The following is a 19891-nucleotide window of genomic DNA, read 5'->3' on the forward strand; positions in this document are numbered from 1 at the left end:
GGAAAAATTAGGATATGTTTACCGGCACGACTCCGTAACATATTCGCTAACGATAACACGATCCGCAACAACTAATTACTTTTTTGTAATTATGAATATGAACACTGAACTTTACCTCGACGCCAATGCCACCTCGCCGGTCCTGCCGGCTGCCATCGACGCGGCGACGGCGGCCATGCAGGCCTGCTTCGGCAACCCGAGCAGCAGCCATGCCTGCGGGTTGCGCGCCAAGGCCCTGCTCGACGCCACGCGGGCGCGGGCGCGCCGGGTGCTGGGCGCCGCCAGCGGACGGGTGATGTTCACGAGCGGTGCCACCGAAGGCATCCAGACCGCGGTGCTGTCGGCACTGTGCGCAGTGCAGGAAAGGCGCCGGCGCGGCGCGGCCTGCGGCGACCTGCTGGTGGTGGGCGCCACCGAGCACAAGGCCGTGCCGGAAAGCCTGGCGCACTGGAACCGCCTGCTCGGCACCGGGCTGGAGCTGCGCGTGCTGCCGGTCGACGCCGACGGCCGGCACCGCCTGGACGTGCTGCGCGAGCTGGCGCCGCGCGCCGCCTTCGTATGCACCATGGCCGCGAACAATGAAACCGGCGTCGTGTCCGACCTCGACGGCATCGCCCGCGTACTCGCCGAGACCGGCAGTCCGGCGCTGTGGATGGTCGACTGCGTGCAGGCCCTCGGCAAGCTGCCGCTCGCCCTCGACGCCACCCGCATCGACTATGCGCCGTTCTCCGGCCACAAGCTGTATGCCCCGAAGGGCGTCGGCCTGCTCTACGTGCGCGAAGGCGCGCCCTACACGCCGCTGATGTGCGGCGGCGGCCAGGAAGCCGGACAGCGTTCCGGCACCGAGAACATGGGCGGCATCGCGGCCCTGGGCGCGGTGCTCGGCGCGCTGGAAGAGGGCGGCACGTTCCGCACCCATGCGCAACTGCGCGACTATCGCGACCGCCTTGCGGAAGCACTGCGCGAAGCCTTCCCGGGCCTGGTGTTCAATGCGCCGCTCGAGCATGCGCTGCCGACCACGCTGAATTTCTCGGTGCCGGGCATGAGCAGCAAGGAGCTGCTCGACCTGTTCGACGCCGCCGGCGTGCGCGTCAGCGCGGGCTCGGCCTGTTCTGCCGCCAAGGCGGCGCCGAGCTACGTGCTGGATGCGATGGGCGTGCCGGCGGCGCGCAGCGCATCGGCCGTGCGCCTGTCCTTCGGGCCGCTGGCGGACGAGGGCTTCATCGAGGACGCCTGCGCCCGCATCCTGCACTGTGGCCGCGCCCTGACGGCTGCGAGACCTGCTGCGCGGCTGCAGCAGCTCGAATCCTGCGGCGCCAGCGGCTGGCTGCTGTTCGACGACGCCGGCCGCCACTGCATCGCGATCGACCCCCCGGCGGCGCTGGCGCAGCGCATTGCCGCCGACCTGGAGGCGCGCGGCTGCCGCCTGCTGGCCTGCTTCGACACCAGCCACGGGGCCGGCGGCGCCGACGCACTGTGCGAGATCCTGGGCGTGAAGCCGGGCTGGCCGGGCGGGGCGCAGCACGTGGTTTTCGGCGGCGGCATGATCGACGCCATCGCACTCGGGCAGGACGTGCTCGCGAACGCCGGCGACGCCTGGCTGCTGGGCCGCGCGGAGAACGGCATGCTGGCACCGCAGGGCGTGCGTTTCGTGTTCGGCGCCGCGCCAGCCGGTGCCGCCCTCGATGCCGCGCTGTGCTGTCACCGCATCGGCGAACCCGCCGTGTCGCGTCCCGGCGCCGCTGCGCTGCCGGACGAGGGCATCGATCTCGATCCGACCTCGGCCGCCGCCTACCTGGCGGCCCACCCGGACGCCCTGCTGGTCGACGTGCGCGAGCTGCCGGAACATGCGGCCGCCAGCGCCCAGCTGCGCGGGCGCAGGGCGCAGCACGTGCCGCTGTCGCAGCTGGCCGGCCAGGCCGCCCAGTGGCTGCGCGAACCGCGCCCGCTGGTGTTCCTGTGCCGCAGCGGCAACCGCAGCGCACGCGCCGCGCGCCTGCTGCGCCGCCTCGGCCACGCCCAGGCCTGGCACGTCGCCGGCGGCCTGGCCCTGGCCGGCTGATCCCGAAACCACGGGCGCATCTGCCGCCTGTGTACGCCACCGCACAGTAAGCACGGCCGGCTTCTTCTAGCATGGCGGTGGCCGTGCGCGCCCTGCGTTTCCCTTCCCATCGACCTGCTTCGGGCGCATTGTGTGCCGGCGGTCGACAGCGCGCGCCTCTGTGTCGAGGTCCCTGTTGAAGCAAGAGAAGAATCCGAAGGCCGAATCCGGCGCCGCAGCAACGCGTACTCCTGCTGACGACGACGGTGCGCCTGGCCTGCGGGCACAACTGGCCGAGCTGGCCGGGGCGCTCGACGCCGCATGCGATGCGCTCGACCGCGCACGCCGGCGCGGCAGCGATCTTCCGCCTGCCGCCGGCCTCATCCTCGACAACTCCCCCCTGATCGATGCCCAGCTGCGGCAGGCGCGCGGCCAGCTGCGGCACGACCGCGGCGTGCTGCCCTTACAGGCTGCGGGCGGCGCCCGTATCCTGGCGCTGGCGCGCGAGGCGGTGGAGCGGGACGACGGCCGCATCGAACGCGAAGGCCTGGCGCGCTTCCTCGCCGCCTGCCAGCAGGACGCAGCACTGCGGCTGGCCGAACTGCGCCTGTTCCCGGCGGCGCTGCGGGTGGTCCTGCTCGACGGGCTGCGCCAGATCGCCGTGCGCGGCGCCCGCGCCTGCGAAGAGCGCATCCTCGCCGCTGACTGGGCCGGCCGGATGCTCGACACCGCCACCCACCGTTCCGGCGACCTGGTGCTGCTGGTGGCCGACATGGCGCGCGCGGTGCAGCCGCTGGGCAGCAGCTTTGTCGCCGAACTGGCGCGCCGCCTGCAGGGGCAGGGCGCCGCCGTCGTGCAGGCGCTCACCTGGATCGACGCGCGCCTGGCGGACGCCGGCTCCAGCATCGGCCAGCAGGTGCAGCACGAGCGCGACACCATGGCGGCCGACGGCAGCAGGGCTGCACACAGCCTGGCCAGCCTGCGCCTGCTGGGCGGGGTCGACTGGCGCCTGCTCGCCGAAGGCGCCAGTGCGGTCGAGGCCCTGCTGCGGGCCGATCCGGACGGCAGCTACCCGCGCATGGACGGCGCGACCCGCGACCAGTACCGCCTCGCCGTCGAACAGCTGGCGCGGCGCAGCGGCCGCGGCGAAGCCGAGGTGGCGCAGGAGGCGCTGGCCCTGGCAGGCGTGCACCGCACCCCCGGCGAAGGCGGGCTCGATGCGCGCCGCCGCCATATCGGCTACTACCTGCTCGGTCCCGGCCTGGCGGCGCTGGAAGCGCGACTGCAGCCGAAACCCGCCCTGGCCACGCGTCTCAGGCGGCGCCTGCGCCATGCGCCGCTGGCAGCGCGCATCGGCGCGATGGCGCTGCTCACGCTGCTGTTCGCGGCGGCGGTCGTCGTCTGCGCGCGCCAGCAGGGCGCCGGGCCGTGGCTGCAGGCCCTCATCGGCTTGCTGGCGCTGCTCGGTGCGAGCGGCCTGGCGCGCGCGCTGGTCGACATGATGGCGGGCTGGCTGGCGCCGCCGGCCGCCAGTGTGCGGATGGATTTCGGCGACGGCATCCCGCCGGAAGCGCAGACCCTGGTGGCCGTGTCGGCGCGCCTGACCAGTCCCGGCCAGGTCGACGCCCTGTGCCGCGACCTCGAAGTGCGCCATCTCGCCAACCGTGATCCGCGCCTGCGTTTTTGCCTGCTGGCCGACCTGCACGATGCGCCGGCCGAACACCTTCCGGGCGATGAGGCGCTGGTGGCGCATGCCGTCGCCGTCATCGACGCCCTCAACCGCCGGCATGCGCGCCGGCACAGCCTTGCCACGCTCGACGAGGACGGCCAGCCTGCGGCCAGCACGCAGCTGGTCGAACCCTTCCTGCTGCTGCAGCGCCCGCGCACCTGGAACAGCGGCGAGCAGGAATGGATCGGGCGGGCGCGCCGCCGCGGCCAGCTGGCCGACCTGAATGCCTTCCTGGCCGGCACGGGTCGCGAGCGTTTCGCGACCGTCGCCGGGAACACGGCCGGGCTGGCGGAAATGCGCTACGTGATCGCCCTCGACGCCGCCACCGACCTGCCGCGCGATGCGGCGCGGCGCCTGGCCGGCGCCATGGCCCACCCGCTCAACCAGCCCGCGCTCGACACCGGCGGCACCCGCGTGGCCGAGGGACATGCGATGCTGCGTCCCGCCGTCGGCGCCGCGCTGCCCGGACCCCAGGCCTGCCGCTACCAGCGCATGTGGCTCGAAGCCCACGGCACCTGGGCCGCCGGCCTGGCCGGACGCGAATGCGAAGCGCAGGGAATGTTCGGCTGGTCCGCCATCTACGACGTCGACGCCTATGAACGGGTGCTGCGCGGCCGCCTGCCCGAGGACGCGCTGCCCTTGCCGGGCGCGGTCGAAGAGGGCTGCCTGCACGCGGCCAACGATTGCGAGCTGCGGCTCGCCGAAACGCTTCCCGCCAGCTATGGCGAACATGCGGTGCGCCGTCATCGCGCGGTGCGCGCGGCCTGGCAGGCGGCGGGCTGGCTGCGCCCTCATATCGAGCATGGCAAAGGCAGGCGTGAATCCAATCCGATGACGGCGGAGGCCCGCTGGCAGTTGTTCGACACCCTGCGCGACAGCCTGGTGGCGCCGGCGCTGGCCACGCTGCTGGTGCTGTGCTGGAGCACGCTGGCGGCGCCCGCGTTCTGGACCGCCATGGTGCTGTCGGTATTCTTCCTGCCGGCCCTGCTGGGCGGCCTGGTGGCGCTGGTCGACCGCCCGCACGACGCACCCTGGCGCCAGCACCTCGACAGCTGGATACGCGGTGCCCGCGTGCCGCTGGTGCGCGCCGCGCTGGCGACCAGCTTCTTGCCGCATGCGGCATGGTGCCAGCTCGACGCGGTGCTGCGGGCGGTGTGGCGCCGCCACGTGTCGCGCCGGCGCCAGCTGGAATGGCGCGCGGCGGGACTGGCACGCTCCGCCCTCGTGGTGGCCAACAACTGGCTGACGATGTGGTTCGCGCCGGCCCTGGCGGTGGCGACGGCGCTGCTGCTGACCTTCGCCAATCCGTATTCGCTGTTCACGGCCGCGCCGGTCCTGCTGGTGTGGTTCCTGTCGCCGCTGCTGGCATGGTGGACCAGCCTGCCGCTGCGTTTCCATCCGCCGCGCCTGTCGACGGCGCGCCACGCTTTCCTGCAGCGCCTGGCGCGCCGCAGCTGGAGCTTCTTCGAAGACCACGCCGGCCCGGCCAGCAACTGGCTGCCGCCGGAAAGCGTGCAGGAGCATCCGCACCCCATGCTCGATGCCCGCACCACACCGTCCGGCATCGCGGTCTTCCTGCTGTCCACCCTGGCGGCGCGCGACTTCGGCTATGTGCCGGCGGGCGAGCTGCTCAGGCGCCTGGATGTCTCGCTGGCCTCGATGGCCCTGCTCGAGCGCTGGCAAGGCCACTTCCTGGCTTCCTACGACAGTGCCACCCTGGCGCCGGGCGAACCGGCCTATGTATCCACCCGGGACAGCGGCTGGCTGGCGCTCGGCCTGCGCACCCTGGCCTCCGGCCTGGACGAGCTGCCGGACGCGCCGGTCTCCGGGCCGCAGGTCCTGGACGGCATCCGCGGCGCCCTGTACGTGGTGGACGAACTGGCGCAGCACCAGGCACACGCCGTGCGCGCCCTGGTGGCCGCCGTGTGGGGCGCGCTCGATCCGCAGCGCTGCCGCGCGGCCGACACGCTGCCCGGCCTGTCCGGCTGCCTGCGTCACGCTGCCGCCGCCGCCGATGCCCTGGCGGCCGGCCTCCCCGGCACGGCCGATGCCGCCCTGCGCGACTGGGCCGCGCGCCTTGCCGCGCAATGCCATGCGGTGCAGGATGACCTGCTGGCGCTGGCGCCGTGGATGCGCGCCGAACAGGAATACGTGCTCGACGCCAGCCTGACGCGCATCCCCACGCTGCGCGAACTGGCGGCCCTCGAGGCGCCGGCAGGCAGCCACCACGGGCTGGCGCGCCTGGTGCGCGACGGGCGCCAGCATGCGCAAGGACTGCTGGCCGAGTGCGCGCGCCTGGCGGCGCAGGCGCGCAGCTTTGCCGGGATGGATTTCGCCGCGCTGCTCGACCGCGAGACCGGCCTGCTGGCGGCCGGCTGCCACGTGCGCGAGGAGCGCCTGGACGGCGGCAGCTGCGACCTGCTGGCCTCCGAGGCGCGCATGGCCAGCTTCCTGGCGGTGGCCCAGGGCCAGCTCGGGCAGCGCCACTGGTGGGCGCTCGGACGGCCGCTGCGCATCGCCGAATCGGAGCAGCTGCTGCTGTCGCGCAGCGGTGCGCTGTCGGACTACCTGGCGCCGCAGCTGCTGCTGCCGGTGTGGCGCGAAACCCTGCTCGACCACGCGGGCCGGGCCGCCGTGCGCGCCCAGGTGGCGCACGGCGCCCGCCACGGCATGCCATGGGGCTTTGCGGAATCGGCCTGCAACGCGGTCGATGCGCAGCTGCGCTTCCAGTTCGGCCAGTTCGGCATTCCCGCCGCCAGCCTGGCACGCAGCCCGGATGCCGGCCTGGTCGCCGCGCCCTATGCGGCCATGCTGGCCCTGCCGGTCGCGCCGGCCCCGGCGCTGGCCAACCTCGAACGCATGGCGCAGGAAGGCCTGCTCGGCGACTATGGATTCTTCGATGCGGTCGACCATACCCCGGGCCGGCTGCCGCATGGCGAGCAGCGCCACGTGGTGCGTGCAGTCGCCTCCCGCCACCAGGGCATGGGCCTGCTCGCGCTGCTGCAACTGCTGCACGACGCGCCGATGCAGCGTCGCCTCCAGCGTGACGCCGAACTGCGCGCGGCGCTGCCGCTGCTGCAGGAGCCGCCGCCGGCCTGCGGTGCATCGCGGCCCGCGCCCTACGACACGGCGGCGCAGCAGGCCGGCCCCGCCCAGGGACGGCTCATCGACCGGCTGGACACGGCGGCGCCGGACATCCAGCTGCTGTCGAACGGCAGTTACCACCTGATGGTAAACAGCGACGGCAGCAGCCGCAGCCGCTGGGGAGACTTGCCGCTGACCGGCTGGCAGCCGGATCCGCTCGGCGCACGCGGGGGCCTCGCCTGCGTGCTGCGCGATACCGGCTCCGGCGCGTTGTGGTCGGCCACGCTGGCGCCGGTCTTCGGTGCGCCGGAACGCTACGAAGCGGTGTTCGCGGAAGGCCGCGCCAGTTTCCGCCGCGAAGAGCGCGGCTTGTCGCTCATGAGCGACGTGGTGGTGGCGCCCGAAGATGACGTCGAGCTGCGCCGCATCCGCATCCGCAATACCCGCGATACGCCGCGCACGCTGGAGCTGACCAGCCACGTCGTCCTGGCCGCGCCGGCGACGGTGCGGATCGACGAGGCGGCGCAGGCCATGCTGTGCGCCTTCGGGCCGGGCGCGCCGACCATCCTGCACCTGATGGCGGTGCGCGGCGAAGCGGGTGCGCCGCGCTTCTGCAGCAGCTGCCTCGATCCTGCCGGTGCGCTGCCGCCCCTGGATGCCGCGCAGCATACTGTGAATGCGGCCGCTGCTGCGCTGGCGATCCGGCGCGACATCACGCTGGCGCCGGGCCAGGAAGTCAGCATCGACCTGGTGCTGGGCGCGGCGCCGACGCCCGCCGCGGCGCGCGAACTGGCCGCGCGGTATGCCGGAACCCAGGCCGTGGGGCAGGCCGTGGAGGCGGCATGGACGCATGGCCAGGCCTTCCTGCGCGCCTCCGGCCTCGGCGAAGCCCAGGCCCAGCTCTACAACCGCCTGGCCGGCTGCCTGCTCGATCCGCTGCCAAGCCTGCGGGCAGAAGCCGGCGTCATCGAGCGCAACGTGCGCGGCCGCGCGGCCCTGCGGTCCTACGGCGTGGACGGCAGCCGTCCGCTGCTGGTGCTGCAGCCCGGTCCGGACAGCGGCCTGGCGCGCGAGGTCCTGCAGGCGCAGGCTTACTGGCGTGCGCGCGGCTTCGAGGCTGACTTGCTGGTGCTGTGCGAGGGCCGCGAGATCCTCGAGCAGCTGAGGGCGCTCGCGCCCGGCGACCTGGAAGGGACCCACCTTCACCTGCTCGCGGACCTGCCGCAGGAAGACCGCATCCTCTTGCGTGCGGCGGCGCACGTACTGTTGCTGGAGGAACGCGGCAGCCTGGCCGAGCAGCTGCGCCGTGCGGCGCCGGTGCTGCGCGCGCTGCCGGCGCCCTTCGTTCCGGAGGCCGAACCGCCGTCCTGGGACAGCGATGCCGGCTTGCCTGCCGACGAAGGCAGCGGCGGTTTCTCGCAGGACGGGCGCGAAGCCCTCATCCGCAGCGGCGCGGCGCCGTGGGAGCATGCGCTGGCCAACGGAGGTTTCGGTGCCGTGCTGCCGGAATCCGGTCCGGGCCGCACCTGGTGCGGCCGCCGCACCCTGCTCTTGAGCGCAAGCCAGGGCGAAGCCTTCTACCTGCGCGACGAGGACAGCGGCGCAACATGGTCGCCGACACCCTGGCCGATGCCGTCCGGCGCGCCTTACCTGACCCGCCATGGTTTCGGCTACACCCAGTTCGAGCACGTGGCGCAGGGCATCCGCTCCGAACTACGCTGCTTCGTGGCTCCCGGCGCGCCGCTGAAATATGCGGTGCTCAGGCTGCGCAACGCCTCCAGCGCGCCGCGGCGCCTGTCGGTGACGGGCTATGTGCAGTGGTGGATGGACGATGCAGGGGCCGCGCCGGGGCTGCAGATCGTCACCGGCGTCGACGTGGCCAGCGGCGCGCTGGTCGCGCGCAATGCCTTCGGCGAGGGCTTCGGCGACAAGGTCGGCTTCTTCCACCTGGAGGCGCCACAAGGAAGTCAGGTGGCGTCGACCTGCGACCGCCATGAATTCGTCGGCCGCCACCGCAGCCTGGCACGGCCGGCGGCGCTGGAACGCAACGGGCTGGCCGGCACCGTCGGCGCCGGGCTCGATCCCTGCGCGGCCCAGCAGACCCGGGTCGCGCTGGCTCCGGGCGCCGAGACCGAGCTGGTGTTCCTGCTCGGCGTCGCCGGTCCGGATGTCCTGGCGGCCAGCCGCAGCGTGCAGGAACACGGCGGCGCGAAAGCGGCGGCGCGGGCGCTGCGCCAGGTGCATGCGCTGTGGGACGACCTGCTGGGCAGCGTGCGCGTATCCACGCCGGATGCGGCCTTCGACATGTTCGCCAATGGCTGGCTGCCCTATGGCGCGCTGGCCGGCAGCATGGGCGGCACCCCGGCGCAGCAGTTGCAGGGGGCAATGGCGGCGGTGCATGGCGGCCCGGAACTGCTGCGCGATGCCCTGCTGCGGGCCGCGCGCGAAGACATCGGCGCGGCCGGCGCGCCGGTCGAGGACTTCCTGTGGCTGCCCTACGCCCTGCAGCGCTATGTCGGTGTGACCGGCGACTACGGCATCCTGCGCGAGCCGGCCGGCGGCGACCCGTCCAGCGGCACCCGCCTGGCCCGCGACGACCTCTACCAGTACTGCGTGCATGGCCTGCGCGGCTGCCTGCGCTTTGGGCTGCACGGCATGCCGCTGCAGGACGCGCGCATGCACGAGGACGAGCAGGAGCTGGATGCCCGGCCCGAGAGCGTGGGCCTGGCCTTCCTGCTCGCCACGGTGCTGCAGCGCTTCGCCGAGGTGGCGGACCGCCGCGCCGATTTCGGCTTCGCCACCACCTGCCGCGGCGCCGCGCTTGCGCTCAAGGCCCAGGCCGAGGAATATGGCTGGAACGGGACCGCTTATGGCGATGCAGGGGGCGACCCGGCGGCCCAGGCCTGGGCCGCCATGGCCGGCGCCGATCCCGAGCGCGTCAAGGCGGCGCTGGGCGCGCTCGCCGCTGCCGATGGCCAGGGTGGGCGCACGGCGGCCTGGACGGCCCTGGCCCTGGCCGGGGAGGGCGCCGGCACGCGCGCCTGGGAGCTGGCCGGCAGCCTGAATCCGCTTGGCGGCAGGGACAAGCCCGGGGCATCCGTGCGCTGCGGCGCTGCGCCTTGCTTCATGATGGATGGCGCGCACGCCGGACCGGTGGCCGGCTGGACCCATGTGCTGCTGACCGACGCGCTGCTCGGCCTTGGCCGTACGGTCGACCGCCTGGCGCTGGCGCCGCTGCTGCCCGTCGGCTGGGACAGCCTGCGCTTCCGTTACCGCAGCGGGCGGACCGACTACCAGGTCACGGTGCTGCCGGCCACGGTGGGCGAGCTGCTCGTGCTCGACGGCGAGCCGCAGCAGGGGACGGCGATCGAGCTCGTGGACGACGGCCGCGAGCACAAGCTAGCACTGTATGTGGAACGCAGGCCGGGAGATGCGCTCGCCGGCCATCACGACAACCAGCCGGGGACGACAACATGAGAAAAAAAGCGACTGGAGCGGCCTGCGCCGCCTTGCTGATCTGCGCGCTGCCCGCCAGGGCGGTGGACTGGAGCGACAACGCCATCAGCTACCGCTACGGCACCAGCTTCGCCGAACCCTTCAATCCGGAGCACATCAAGAAGCACATCGTGGCCTTCACCCACGCCAGCGGCTACAAGTACGGCAGCAACTACCTGAATCTCGATGTCCTCAAGTCGGACAGTACCGACCCGCGCTCGCTCGGCAGCGACAGCGGCGCGCGCGAGGCCTACCTGCTGTACCGCCACACGCTCGACATCGGCGCGCTGCGCGGCGCCGAGATCCGCTTCGGCAAGGTCAAGGGCGTGGGACTGACGGTCGGCTTCGACGTCAACCACAAGGACGATGTCGGCTACAACTCGCGCAAGCGCATGCTGGTCGCCGGTCCGACCCTGTTCTGGGACGTGCCGGGCTTCCTGAACACCAGCATCCTGTGGCTGCGCGAATCGAATGCGCCGAGCGGACCCTTCCCGCCGATCGCCAACGTGCGCGGGCGCTACACCTACGACACCCACCCGATGTTCGGCGCCAGCTGGGGCATCCCGGTGGCCGAAGCCTGGTCCTTCGAAGGCTTCCTGAACTTCATCGCCGCCAAGGGGCTGGACGAGACCGGCGCGCCGACCAGCGCCGAGACCAACCTCGACATGGCGCTCATGGTTGACATCGGCCCGCGTTTCGGCTACGCGAAAAAGAAGATCCGGGTCGGCGTCGGCTACCAGTTCTGGAATAACAAGTTCGGCAATTCGCGCCGGACCACGGGCGGGGCGGGGCAACGCGCCAGCACGCCGATGCTGCGGGCGGATTTCCATTTCTGAGAATGACTACCGGCGCTTCATTTTCTTGAACATGCTGGTCATGGTGGCTGCATCGAGTATCTGCATGTCCACCAGCTTCAGCGATTTGACCATGTGGAGCGTCGTGGCTTTGTATTTTTGAAAATGCGGCGTCTTGAGGTGGGCCTCATAGGCCTGGCGATCGGCATACATCTCGAGAATCCGGAACTCGGTGGCGTTTTCTCGCTGGACCATCGGGAATATGGCGATCACGCCCGGTTCCAGCCTCACCGATGCTTCAGCCTCCTCCTTGAGAATCGCCTTGTACTGTTCGAGATGCGCCGCGTGTACCTGTATCTCCGAAATCCGGACCATCATCTGCTGCTCTTGGGCGTGAGCCGGGTGAAAGCTGAACAGCAGCCACGCAGGGATTGCCAATGCGAAGCATTGACGGATCAGCCACTCCATACCTTCGGTTTTCCAACCAGTGGCTGTATTCGCGGTTGAACTGGCTGGCACTTTCATAGCCGACCTCGAAGGCCGCACTCGCGGCATCGAGGCCGTCCACGAGCATGCGCCGCCGCGCTTCATACAAGCGGAGCTGCTTCTGGTACTGGAGCGGCGTCATGGACGTGAGCGTCCGGAAGTGGTGCTGCAGTGTCGACACCCCCATGCAGGCGATCTGGGCCAGCGTTTCCATGCGCAGCGGCTGTGTGTAGTGTTCCCTGATCCATTCGATGGCCCTGGCCGTCCGTTGGCTGATGTCGCCCAGGGTCGCGAGGCTCGCTGCGGAGCCGATCAAGGATGCAGTACGGCCGGCCAGTTGCGCCCGCAATTCTTCGCGGCGACGGGGCGAAGACGAGGGCGACGGGGTGGGGGCAAGCAGGTGCACGGTAGCGGTCTCCATTTCCGTCATAAGAATAAGGCGGAATCCGATCGATGCCTATGCAATTGTTAGCCAGTCAGAGGATCAGGCAACAAATCGGCAGGATGAGGATACCGCCTGAAGCCTGCTGCCCACATGATGGTCGTACTTGCGGAAAACGCAGTTCGAAACTGGTCAGAGGGAAACGCCATGAAGACGAAACCCGGCATGCGGCGCTGGATCGCCACGGCCCTCATTGGCCTGGTACGACTCTCCCGCCGATCGCAAGTTGATTCCCATCCGCGATCGATCGGCGAGCTCGCGGGTGTCTATCGTCGAGGGAAGCGTTACGCCGCCTGCGCACTAGGCAAGGCTTCAGACAGACAGCTTTTGCATCTCGGCGTAGAGGTCCGCTTTGCCTTCGAAGCCGATGCCCGGCAGGTCCGGCATGGTGATGTAGCCGTTGTCGACCGTGACACCGTCCGGGAAACCGCCGTAGGGCTGGAACAGGTCAGGGTAGGACTCGTTGCCACCCAGGCCCAGGCCGGCCGCGATGTTCAGCGACATCTGGTGGCCGCCGTGGGGAATGCAGCGCTTCGGCGACCAGCCGTGCTCGCGCAGCATGTCGAGGGTGCGCAGGTATTCGACCAGGCCGTAGGACAGCGCGCAGTCGAACTGCAGCCAGTCGCGGTCGGCGCGCATGCCGCCATAACGGATCAGGTTGCGTGCATCCTGCATCGAGAACAGGTCTTCGCCGGTCGCCATCGGGTTCTTGTAGTAGTTGCGCAGGGTCGCCTGCAGCTCGAAGTCGAGCGGATCGCCCGGTTCCTCGTACCAGAACAGGTCGTACTGCGACAGCGCTTTCGCATACCGGATGGACGTGTCGAGGTCGAAGCGGCCGTTGGCGTCCACTGCCAGCTTCTGGCCATCCTGCAGCACCGACAGGATGCTGTCGATACGGCGCAGGTCTTCGTCCAGCGACGCGCCGCCGATCTTCTTCTTCACCACCGTATAGCCGCGGTCGATGTAGCTGCGCATCTCGTCCTTCAGCTTCCCATGGTCCTGGCCCGGGTAGTAATAGCCGCCGGCGGCGTAGACGAAGATCTTGCGGTCGGGTTTGCCGTTGCCGTAGCGGTCGGCCAGCAGCTGGAACAGCGGCTTGCCTTCGATCTTGGCGACGGCATCCCAGATCGCCATGTCGATGGTGCCGATCGCCACCGAGCGCTCGCCATGGCCGCCAGGCTTTTCGTTGGTGAACATGCAGTTCCAGATCTTGTGCGCATCCAGGTTGGTGCCGGCGTCGTCGACCAGCGAGGCCGGGTCGGCTTCCAGGATGCGCGGGATGAAGCGTTCGCGCATCAGCGTGCCCTGGCCGTAGCGGCCGTTGGAGTTGAATCCGTAGCCGATGACGGGCTTGCCGTCGCGGATCACGTCGGTGATCACGGCCACCAGGCTCAGGGTCATCTTGCTGAAGTCGATGTAGGCATTGCGGATCGGCGAGCTGATGGGGACGGTTTTTTCACGGATTTCAACAATTTTCACGGGAGGCTCCTGGTGATCGTATGACGGAAGGCTTGTAGGGTAAGCGCAAAAAATCCTCCTATAATTCACTGGAATTCAATTATCAAGTGAATATAAGTGAAGACCGATCCGACCTCCGACATGCAGTTCTTTGCCCTGGTTGCCCGGCACGGCAGCCTGGCGGCGGCGGCGCGCGCGATCGACCTGACGCCTCCTGCCGCCACCAAGCGTCTGGCGGCCCTGGAGAGCCGCTTGGGCGTACGGCTCCTCAACCGGACCACGCGCAGCCTCAGCCTGACGAGCGAAGGCGAGACCTACCTGCAGCACGCGACGCGCATCCTGGCCGAGATACGGGAAATGGAAGACGTGGTATCGCAGGGACGTGCGACCCCGCGCGGCCTGTTGCGCGTGAACGCGACGCTCGGCTTCGGCCGCACCACGATCGCCCCGCTGGTCTCCGCGTTCGCGCTGCGCTATCCGGAAGTCGAACTGCAAATGGAGGTGACCGACCGGCCCATCGATCTGGTCGACAGCGGTTTCGACCTGGCGATACGCTTCGGCGCCTTGCCCGACAAGCGCCTGAATGCGCGGCGCATCATGTCGAACCGGCGCTTCCTGTGCGCCTCGCCGGCCTATCTGGAACGGCACGGAACGCCCGAGAAGCTGGAAGATCTCGCCAGGCACCGTTGCATCATCCACCGGCAAAACGACGATGCCTACGGTATCTGGCGTTTCCAGCATCACGACCATACCGAAGTCGTGAAGGTGCACGGCATGTTGTCGAGCAATGACGGCGACATCGTGCTTGGCTGGGCGCTGGACGGCCATGGCATCCTGATCAGGTCGGAATGGGACCTGGCCAGGTACCTCGACAGCGGCCGCCTGAAAATCGTGCTGCCCGAGTTCGTGCTGCCGGACGCCGACCTGTTCGTGTATTACCCCAGCCAGCGTAACCAGACCATCCGCGCCCGGGCATTCATCGACTTCCTCGCGGAACAATTGAATCCTCTCAAATAATGTAGATAAATTTGCAACTTCGAAGGCAGGGAAGCGCAAGGTCGAGTTCGATGCAATTGTCAAAATTGCATTATGAAAAAGATCACCCTGCCCCCCACTTCCGGTGCGCTGCTGCTGGCCCTGTGCTGCAACGGCGCTGTCGCGGCCCCTGCCGAGCACAAGGAATTCGAAGCCACCCTGCACGCACCTTTCCAGGCTGCGGCGGATGCGCGCCGGACCTTCAGCCTGAACTTCAGCTACCCCGGCCTGGAACAGCCCGGGACCGTCTACTGGAAGCTGGAACTGGTGAATCCGCAAGGGCGCGTCGTCCAGCGCTGGCGCGGCAGCCTTCCCATCGCCGGCCAGGACGTCCCCCTGCAGGTCGCCTGGGACGGCCGCATCAAGGGCGCGCCCGCACCAAGCGGCCTGTACCGGGTGCGCATGCGCGCCATCCTGCGCGGCGTCCACCATGACGAGCACCATGGCGCCGTCGAGCAGGACTGGCAGATCGCGGTCGGCGCCCGCCCGGCCCAGCGCATGCCGCGCTTCGCGCCGCTGCCGGGCGTCCGCGACGCCGCCGGCGGCACGGCGATGGCGCCGGCAACCGGCGCGCTGCCCTACACGGTCTACCTGGCCAACCTGCACAGCCAGAGCAACCACAGCGACGGCGGCGCCGCCCTCGACGACTGCAGGGGCGCCCAGGACCCGCTCAAGGCCAGGTACGGACCGGAAGCGGCCTTTGCCTACGCCCGCGGACGCGGCCTGGATATCCTGGCGGTCTCGGAGCACAACCACATGTACGACGGCTCGGACGGCACCGACGCCACCGCCGACCCGGCCAGGGCGAAAGACCTGTACCAGGCCGGCCTGGCCAGCGCGGCCGCCTTCAACGCCACCAAGCCGGGCTTCCTGGCGCTGTACGGCATGGAGTGGGGCGTCATCGACAACGGCGGCCACGTCAACATCTTCAACAGCGACGAGCTGCTGGGCTGGGAGACCAACGCCCTGGGCGAACTGCTGGCCGATACGGCGACCGCGCGCAACGACTACGCCGCGCTCTACACCCTGATGCGCCGGCGCGGCTGGGTGGGACAGTTCAACCATCCCTCGCACAGCGGCCAGTTCAAGGTGAACGGCGTGCCGCTCGGGTATACCGAGGACGGCGACGAGGCGATGGCGCTGTGCGAGGTGATGAACAGCACCGCCTTCTCGACCAACGACACCGAGACCGAAACCCGGCGCAGCAACTTCGAGCAGTCCTGCAACCGGCTGCTGGAAGCCGGCTACCGCGTGGCCTTCAGCACCAACCAGGACAACCACTGCGCCAACTGGGGCGCGTCCTACACCAACCGAACCGGCGTGCTGCTGCCCAACGGGACGGCGCTGACGCGCGACAGCTTCGTCGAGGCCATCAAGGCGCGGCGCGTGTTCGCCACCATGGACAAGGGCTCGCAGCTGGTCTTCACCGCGAACGGAAGATTGATGGGGGAGCGCTTCAGCAACCGCGGTCCGCTGACGCTCAGCGCGAATTTCGCCTCGGCTGCGGGCAAGAAGGTGGCGGCGGTGGCGATCATGGAGGGTGTGCCGGGGCGGAACGGCAGCGTCACCGAAGTCTCGAACCTTGCCACGACCACTTTTACTCCCGGGCCGGGCAGGCATTTCTATTATGCGCGGGTGACGCAGGACGACGGCAAGGTCTTGTGGTCGGCGCCGGTGTGGGTGACGCAGGAGTAGGGTAGCCGGCACAGGCGCTTTCCGGCCAGGTTTGAAGATGCTATCCTGCCTGCGCCTCCGGCCCTACCCGGGCTGTCCGGCTTCATCCCTTCCATGCGAGAGATCATGAAGACAAGCACCCTGCTGCGCGCCTCGGCCTGCGCCTTTATCTGCCAATGGAGCGCGGACGCGTTCGCACTCGACCCCCTCAGCTACGCCAAATACGACCAGGTCAAGACCACGGCCCTGCACCTGGACCTGAAGGCCGACTTCACGCGCAAGACCCTGGCCGGCTACGCCGACCTGACGCTGAACTGGATCGACAAGAAAGCCACCACGCTGGACCTCGACACCCGCGAGCTGAGCATCTCGAAGATCGAAGCACAGGACGCGGCAGGCGCTTGGCGCCCGGTCAAGTACACCCTCGACAAGCTGGATGCCGAGAAGGGCCAGGCCCTGCGCATCGCGCTGCCCGGCCAGCCGGCCAAGGTGCGGATCCACTACCAGACCGCGCCGACCGCGCCCGCGCTGCAGTGGCTGACGCCGAAGCAGACCATGTCGGGCAAGTACCCGTTCATGTTCAGCCAGTCGCAGCCGATCGCCGCACGTTCCTTCGTGCCGAGCCAGGACACCCCGGCGGTGCGCTTCACCTACACCGCGCGCATCCAGGCGCCGGAAGGCATGCGCGTCGTGATGAGCGCCGATAACGACCCCAAGGCCCTAGGGAAGGGCGGCTGGAAGTTCACCATGCCGCAGCCGGTGCCGTCCTACCTGATCGCGATCGGCATCGGCGAGCTGGAAGCGCGCACCCTGGGCGGGCGCACCGGCGTCTATGCCGAACCGATGCGCATCAAGGCCGCCGAGTACGAGCTGGCCGACACCGAAAAGATGGTGGCCGCGGCCGAAGCGCTGTTCGGCCCCTACCGCTGGGGGCGCTACGACATGCTGGTACTGCCGCCGTCCTTCCCGATCGGCGGCATGGAAAACCCGCGCCTGACCTTCCTGACCCCGACCATGATCGCGGGCGACCGCAGCCTGGTCGACCTGGTCTCGCACGAGCTGGCGCACAGCTGGTCGGGCAACCTGGTGACCAACGCCTCGTGGAAGCACTGGTGGCTCAACGAGGGCTTCACTACCTACGTCACCACCCGCATCCTCGAGAAGATGTACGGCGAGGAAGTGGCGACCATGAACCTGCAGCTGGAACAGGAAGAAGCGCTCGATTCGCTCAAGGACATCCCGAAAGCCAAGCAGGCCCTGCTCACGCGCGACCCGGACACGAGTTCGCAGCACTACACCGACGAAGGCCTGGCCTATCCGAAAGGCGCCTGGTTCCTGCGCACGCTGGAACAGCGCGCCGGCCGCGCCGCCTTCGACCCCTTCCTGCGCGGCTGGTTCGACCAGCACGCTTTCCAGAGCGTGACCACCGAACAGTTTGTGCAATACCTGCGCGCGAACCTGCTGTCGAAGAATCCGAAGATCATGAGCGATGCGGAACTCGACGAATGGCTGTACGGCCCGGGCATCCCGGCCAGCGCCAGGAAAGCCGTCTCGACCCGCCTGGCGAAGCTGAACGACACCACGGCGCGCTGGCTCAAGGGCGACATCAAGACCGCCCAGCTCGATACCAGGAACTGGAACGCCGCCGAATGGATGAAGTTCCTGAACGATATCGACAACAAGGCGAATGCGGCCAAGCTGGAAGAACTGGACAAGGCCTTCGGCCTGGCCAAGACCGGCAACAATGAGGTGGCCTTCCGCTTCTACCGCGCATCGGTGCACGCCGGCTACCGCGGCATCCGCCCCAACCTGGAAGCCTTCCTGATGAGCGTGGGCCGCCAGAAGTTCGTGGTGCCGCTGTACGGCGCACTGCGCGCCAATCCCGAAGACCGGGCCTGGGCCGAGCGCGTGTACAAGGCCGCGCGCGAGCGCTACCACCCGGAGACGCAGGCCAGCGTCGACAAGCAGATGAACAAGAAATAAGAGGATGAACAGCGTGTTTTCCATGAATCGACTTGCAGCCGCGGTCCTGATCGCGTTTTCCACCACTAGCGCCGTGCTGGCGCAGACCGCCGTGCCGGCCACCGCTGTCCAGGCTCCCGCCTACAACCTGAAGGCCGACGTCGAGCGCGTCATGAAAGAGTTCGACGTGCCTGGCATCGCCATCGCCGTAGTCAAGGACGGCAAGGTCCTGGCCGCTGAGGGCTTCGGCGTGCGCAAGCGCGGCGAGCCGGCCAGGGTGGACGGCAAGACCATCTTCGAGATCGCCTCGAACTCCAAGGCGTTCACCGCCGCGGCGCTGGCCATGCTGGTCGACCAGGGCAAGCTGGCCTGGGACGACCCGGTGATCAAGCACCTGCCGGACTTCCGCATGTACGACGCCTACGTCACCGCCGAGATGACCGTGCGCGACCTGCTGGTCCACCGCAGCGGCCTGGGCCTGGGTGCGGGCGACCTGATGTGGTGGCCGACCACCAGCTTCACCACCGACGAGATCATCCACAACCTCCGCTACATCAAGCCGGCGACCAGCTTCCGCAGCGCCTACGCCTACGACAACCTGCTGTACATCGTGGCAGGCAAGATCATCGCCAGCAAGTCGGGCAAGACCTGGGGCGAAACCATGCACGAGTGGATCCTCAAGCCGGTCGGCATGGCCAATACCACCACCAGCCTGGCGGAGAACGCGAAGTTCGCCAACGTCTCGGCGCCGCACAGCAAGATCAACGGCAAGGCGGTGCCGGTCAAGCCGATGCCGGTGGCGAATGCCGACGGTGCGGTCGGCATCAATACCAGCGCCGAGGACATCGCGCGCTGGATGCAGGTGCTGCTCGACGGCGGCAAGGTCGGCACGGACGCCGCCGGCAAGGAAGTGCGCCTGTGGTCGGACAAGCAGTCGCGCGAGATGTGGACCCCGCAGACGCCGATGAAGATCAGCGAGCCGCGTCCGCCGCTGGCGGCGACCAAGCCGAACTTCTACGCCTACGGCCTCGGCTTCCAGCTGCGCGATTACCAGGGCAAGCTGGTGGCGATGCACGGCGGCGCCCTGCAGGGCTTCTACACCCGCGTGCTTCTGGTGCCGGAATCGAAGCTGGGCATCGCGATCTTCACCAATGCCGAGAGCGGACCGTCGCTCAACGCCCTGCAGTACCGCCTGCTGGACCAGCACCTGGGCGTGGCGCCGACCGACTGGATCGGCCGCATCGCCGACATCGACCGCGAGAACCAGGCCAAGGAAGCGGCCCGCGTGAAGGGCGAAGCGGCGGCGCGCGCGGCGGCGTCGAAGCCCTCGCTGCCGCTGGCCTCGTACGAGGGCGAGTACGAGGACGCGTGGTACGGCAAGGCGTCGATCCGCCGCAACGGCAGCAGGCTGGTGCTGGCCTTCGCGAAGACGCCGGACCTGACCGGGGAGATGGAGCACTTCCAGCACGACACCTTCATCGTGCGCTGGAAGGAGCGCAACTTCAATGCGGATGCCTACGTCACCTTCTCGCTGGACCACGACGGCAGCATCGAGCGGGTGCGCATGAAGCCGGTGTCGACGGAGACGGACTTCAGCTATGACTTCCAGGATCTGCTGTTCACGCCGGTGAAGAAGGCGAAGTAAGCAACAAAAGACCGCAGCCGAGGCTGCGGTCTTTCATTCTGCAGCG

General features: G+C 69.2%; 9 protein-coding genes and 1 pseudogene. 7 read left to right on the forward strand and 3 right to left on the reverse strand.

What is annotated here, in order from left to right; genetic code table 11:
* The first annotated feature begins 97 nt into the window (after positions 1–97).
* From AC56LK_RS11070 to AC56LK_RS11080, 3 genes are all read left to right on the forward strand, one after another.
* Positions 98–2062, forward strand: coding sequence for an aminotransferase class V-fold PLP-dependent enzyme (locus AC56LK_RS11070; protein WP_497184589.1), 1965 nt, complete (start codon positions 98–100; stop codon positions 2060–2062).
* A gap of 175 nt (positions 2063–2237) precedes the next feature.
* Positions 2238–10331 carry a GH36-type glycosyl hydrolase domain-containing protein gene (locus AC56LK_RS11075; RefSeq protein ID WP_497184590.1) on the forward strand — a complete coding sequence of 2698 codons (8094 nt, stop codon included), beginning with the start codon at positions 2238–2240 and terminating at the stop codon, positions 10329–10331.
* Positions 10328–11185, forward strand: a complete 858-nt coding sequence (locus AC56LK_RS11080; RefSeq protein ID WP_497184591.1) for an outer envelope protein — start codon at positions 10328–10330, stop codon at positions 11183–11185. The genes AC56LK_RS11075 and AC56LK_RS11080 overlap by 4 nt, the downstream gene beginning before the upstream one ends.
* 6 nt (positions 11186–11191) lie before the next feature.
* Here AC56LK_RS11080 and AC56LK_RS11085 read toward each other — a convergent pair whose 3' ends face one another.
* The 3 genes and pseudogenes from AC56LK_RS11085 to AC56LK_RS11095 form a co-directional block, all read right to left on the reverse strand.
* On the reverse strand, positions 11192–11668 hold the full coding sequence (locus AC56LK_RS11085; protein WP_497184592.1) for a putative quinol monooxygenase: 477 nt from the start codon (positions 11666–11668) through the stop codon (positions 11192–11194).
* 16 nt (positions 11669–11684) lie between these two features.
* Positions 11685–12059: pseudogene (locus tag AC56LK_RS11090) on the reverse strand (AraC family transcriptional regulator); the annotation flags it as partial.
* A 324-nt stretch (positions 12060–12383) separates the two neighbouring features.
* On the reverse strand, positions 12384–13550 hold the full coding sequence (locus tag AC56LK_RS11095; RefSeq protein ID WP_497184593.1) for a mandelate racemase/muconate lactonizing enzyme family protein: 1167 nt from the start codon (positions 13548–13550) through the stop codon (positions 12384–12386).
* Between the two features lie 120 nt (positions 13551–13670).
* Between AC56LK_RS11095 and AC56LK_RS11100 the strand changes: the two genes are divergently transcribed.
* From AC56LK_RS11100 to AC56LK_RS11115, 4 genes are all read left to right on the forward strand, one after another.
* Positions 13671–14546 carry a LysR family transcriptional regulator gene (locus AC56LK_RS11100; protein WP_497184647.1) on the forward strand — a complete coding sequence of 292 codons (876 nt, stop codon included), beginning with the start codon at positions 13671–13673 and terminating at the stop codon, positions 14544–14546.
* Between the two features lie 72 nt (positions 14547–14618).
* On the forward strand, positions 14619–16259 hold the full coding sequence (locus AC56LK_RS11105; RefSeq protein WP_497184594.1) for a CehA/McbA family metallohydrolase: 1641 nt from the start codon (positions 14619–14621) through the stop codon (positions 16257–16259).
* Positions 16260–16364: 105 nt separating this feature from the next.
* Positions 16365–18221 carry a M1 family metallopeptidase gene (locus AC56LK_RS11110; protein ID WP_497184595.1) on the forward strand — a complete coding sequence of 619 codons (1857 nt, stop codon included), beginning with the start codon at positions 16365–16367 and terminating at the stop codon, positions 18219–18221.
* 22 nt (positions 18222–18243) lie between these two features.
* On the forward strand, positions 18244–19845 hold the full coding sequence (locus AC56LK_RS11115) for a serine hydrolase (protein WP_497184596.1): 1602 nt from the start codon (positions 18244–18246) through the stop codon (positions 19843–19845).
* Positions 19846–19891: the final 46 nt, after the last annotated feature.

Source organism: Telluria sp. ZB4P36, assembly GCF_059685865.1.

Coding starts and splice junctions, on each gene's coding strand:
- AC56LK_RS11070 (WP_497184589.1), top strand. CDS start 98: ATGAACACTGAACTTTACCTCGACGCCAATGCCACCTCGCCGGTCCTG.
- AC56LK_RS11080 (WP_497184591.1), top strand. CDS start 10,328: ATGAGAAAAAAAGCGACTGGAGCGGCCTGCGCCGCCTTGCTGATCTGC.
- AC56LK_RS11085 (WP_497184592.1), bottom strand. CDS start 11,668: ATGAAAGTGCCAGCCAGTTCAACCGCGAATACAGCCACTGGTTGGAAA.
- AC56LK_RS11100 (WP_497184647.1), top strand. CDS start 13,671: ATGCAGTTCTTTGCCCTGGTTGCCCGGCACGGCAGCCTGGCGGCGGCG.
- AC56LK_RS11105 (WP_497184594.1), top strand. CDS start 14,619: ATGAAAAAGATCACCCTGCCCCCCACTTCCGGTGCGCTGCTGCTGGCC.
- AC56LK_RS11110 (WP_497184595.1), top strand. CDS start 16,365: ATGAAGACAAGCACCCTGCTGCGCGCCTCGGCCTGCGCCTTTATCTGC.
- AC56LK_RS11115 (WP_497184596.1), top strand. CDS start 18,244: ATGAATCGACTTGCAGCCGCGGTCCTGATCGCGTTTTCCACCACTAGC.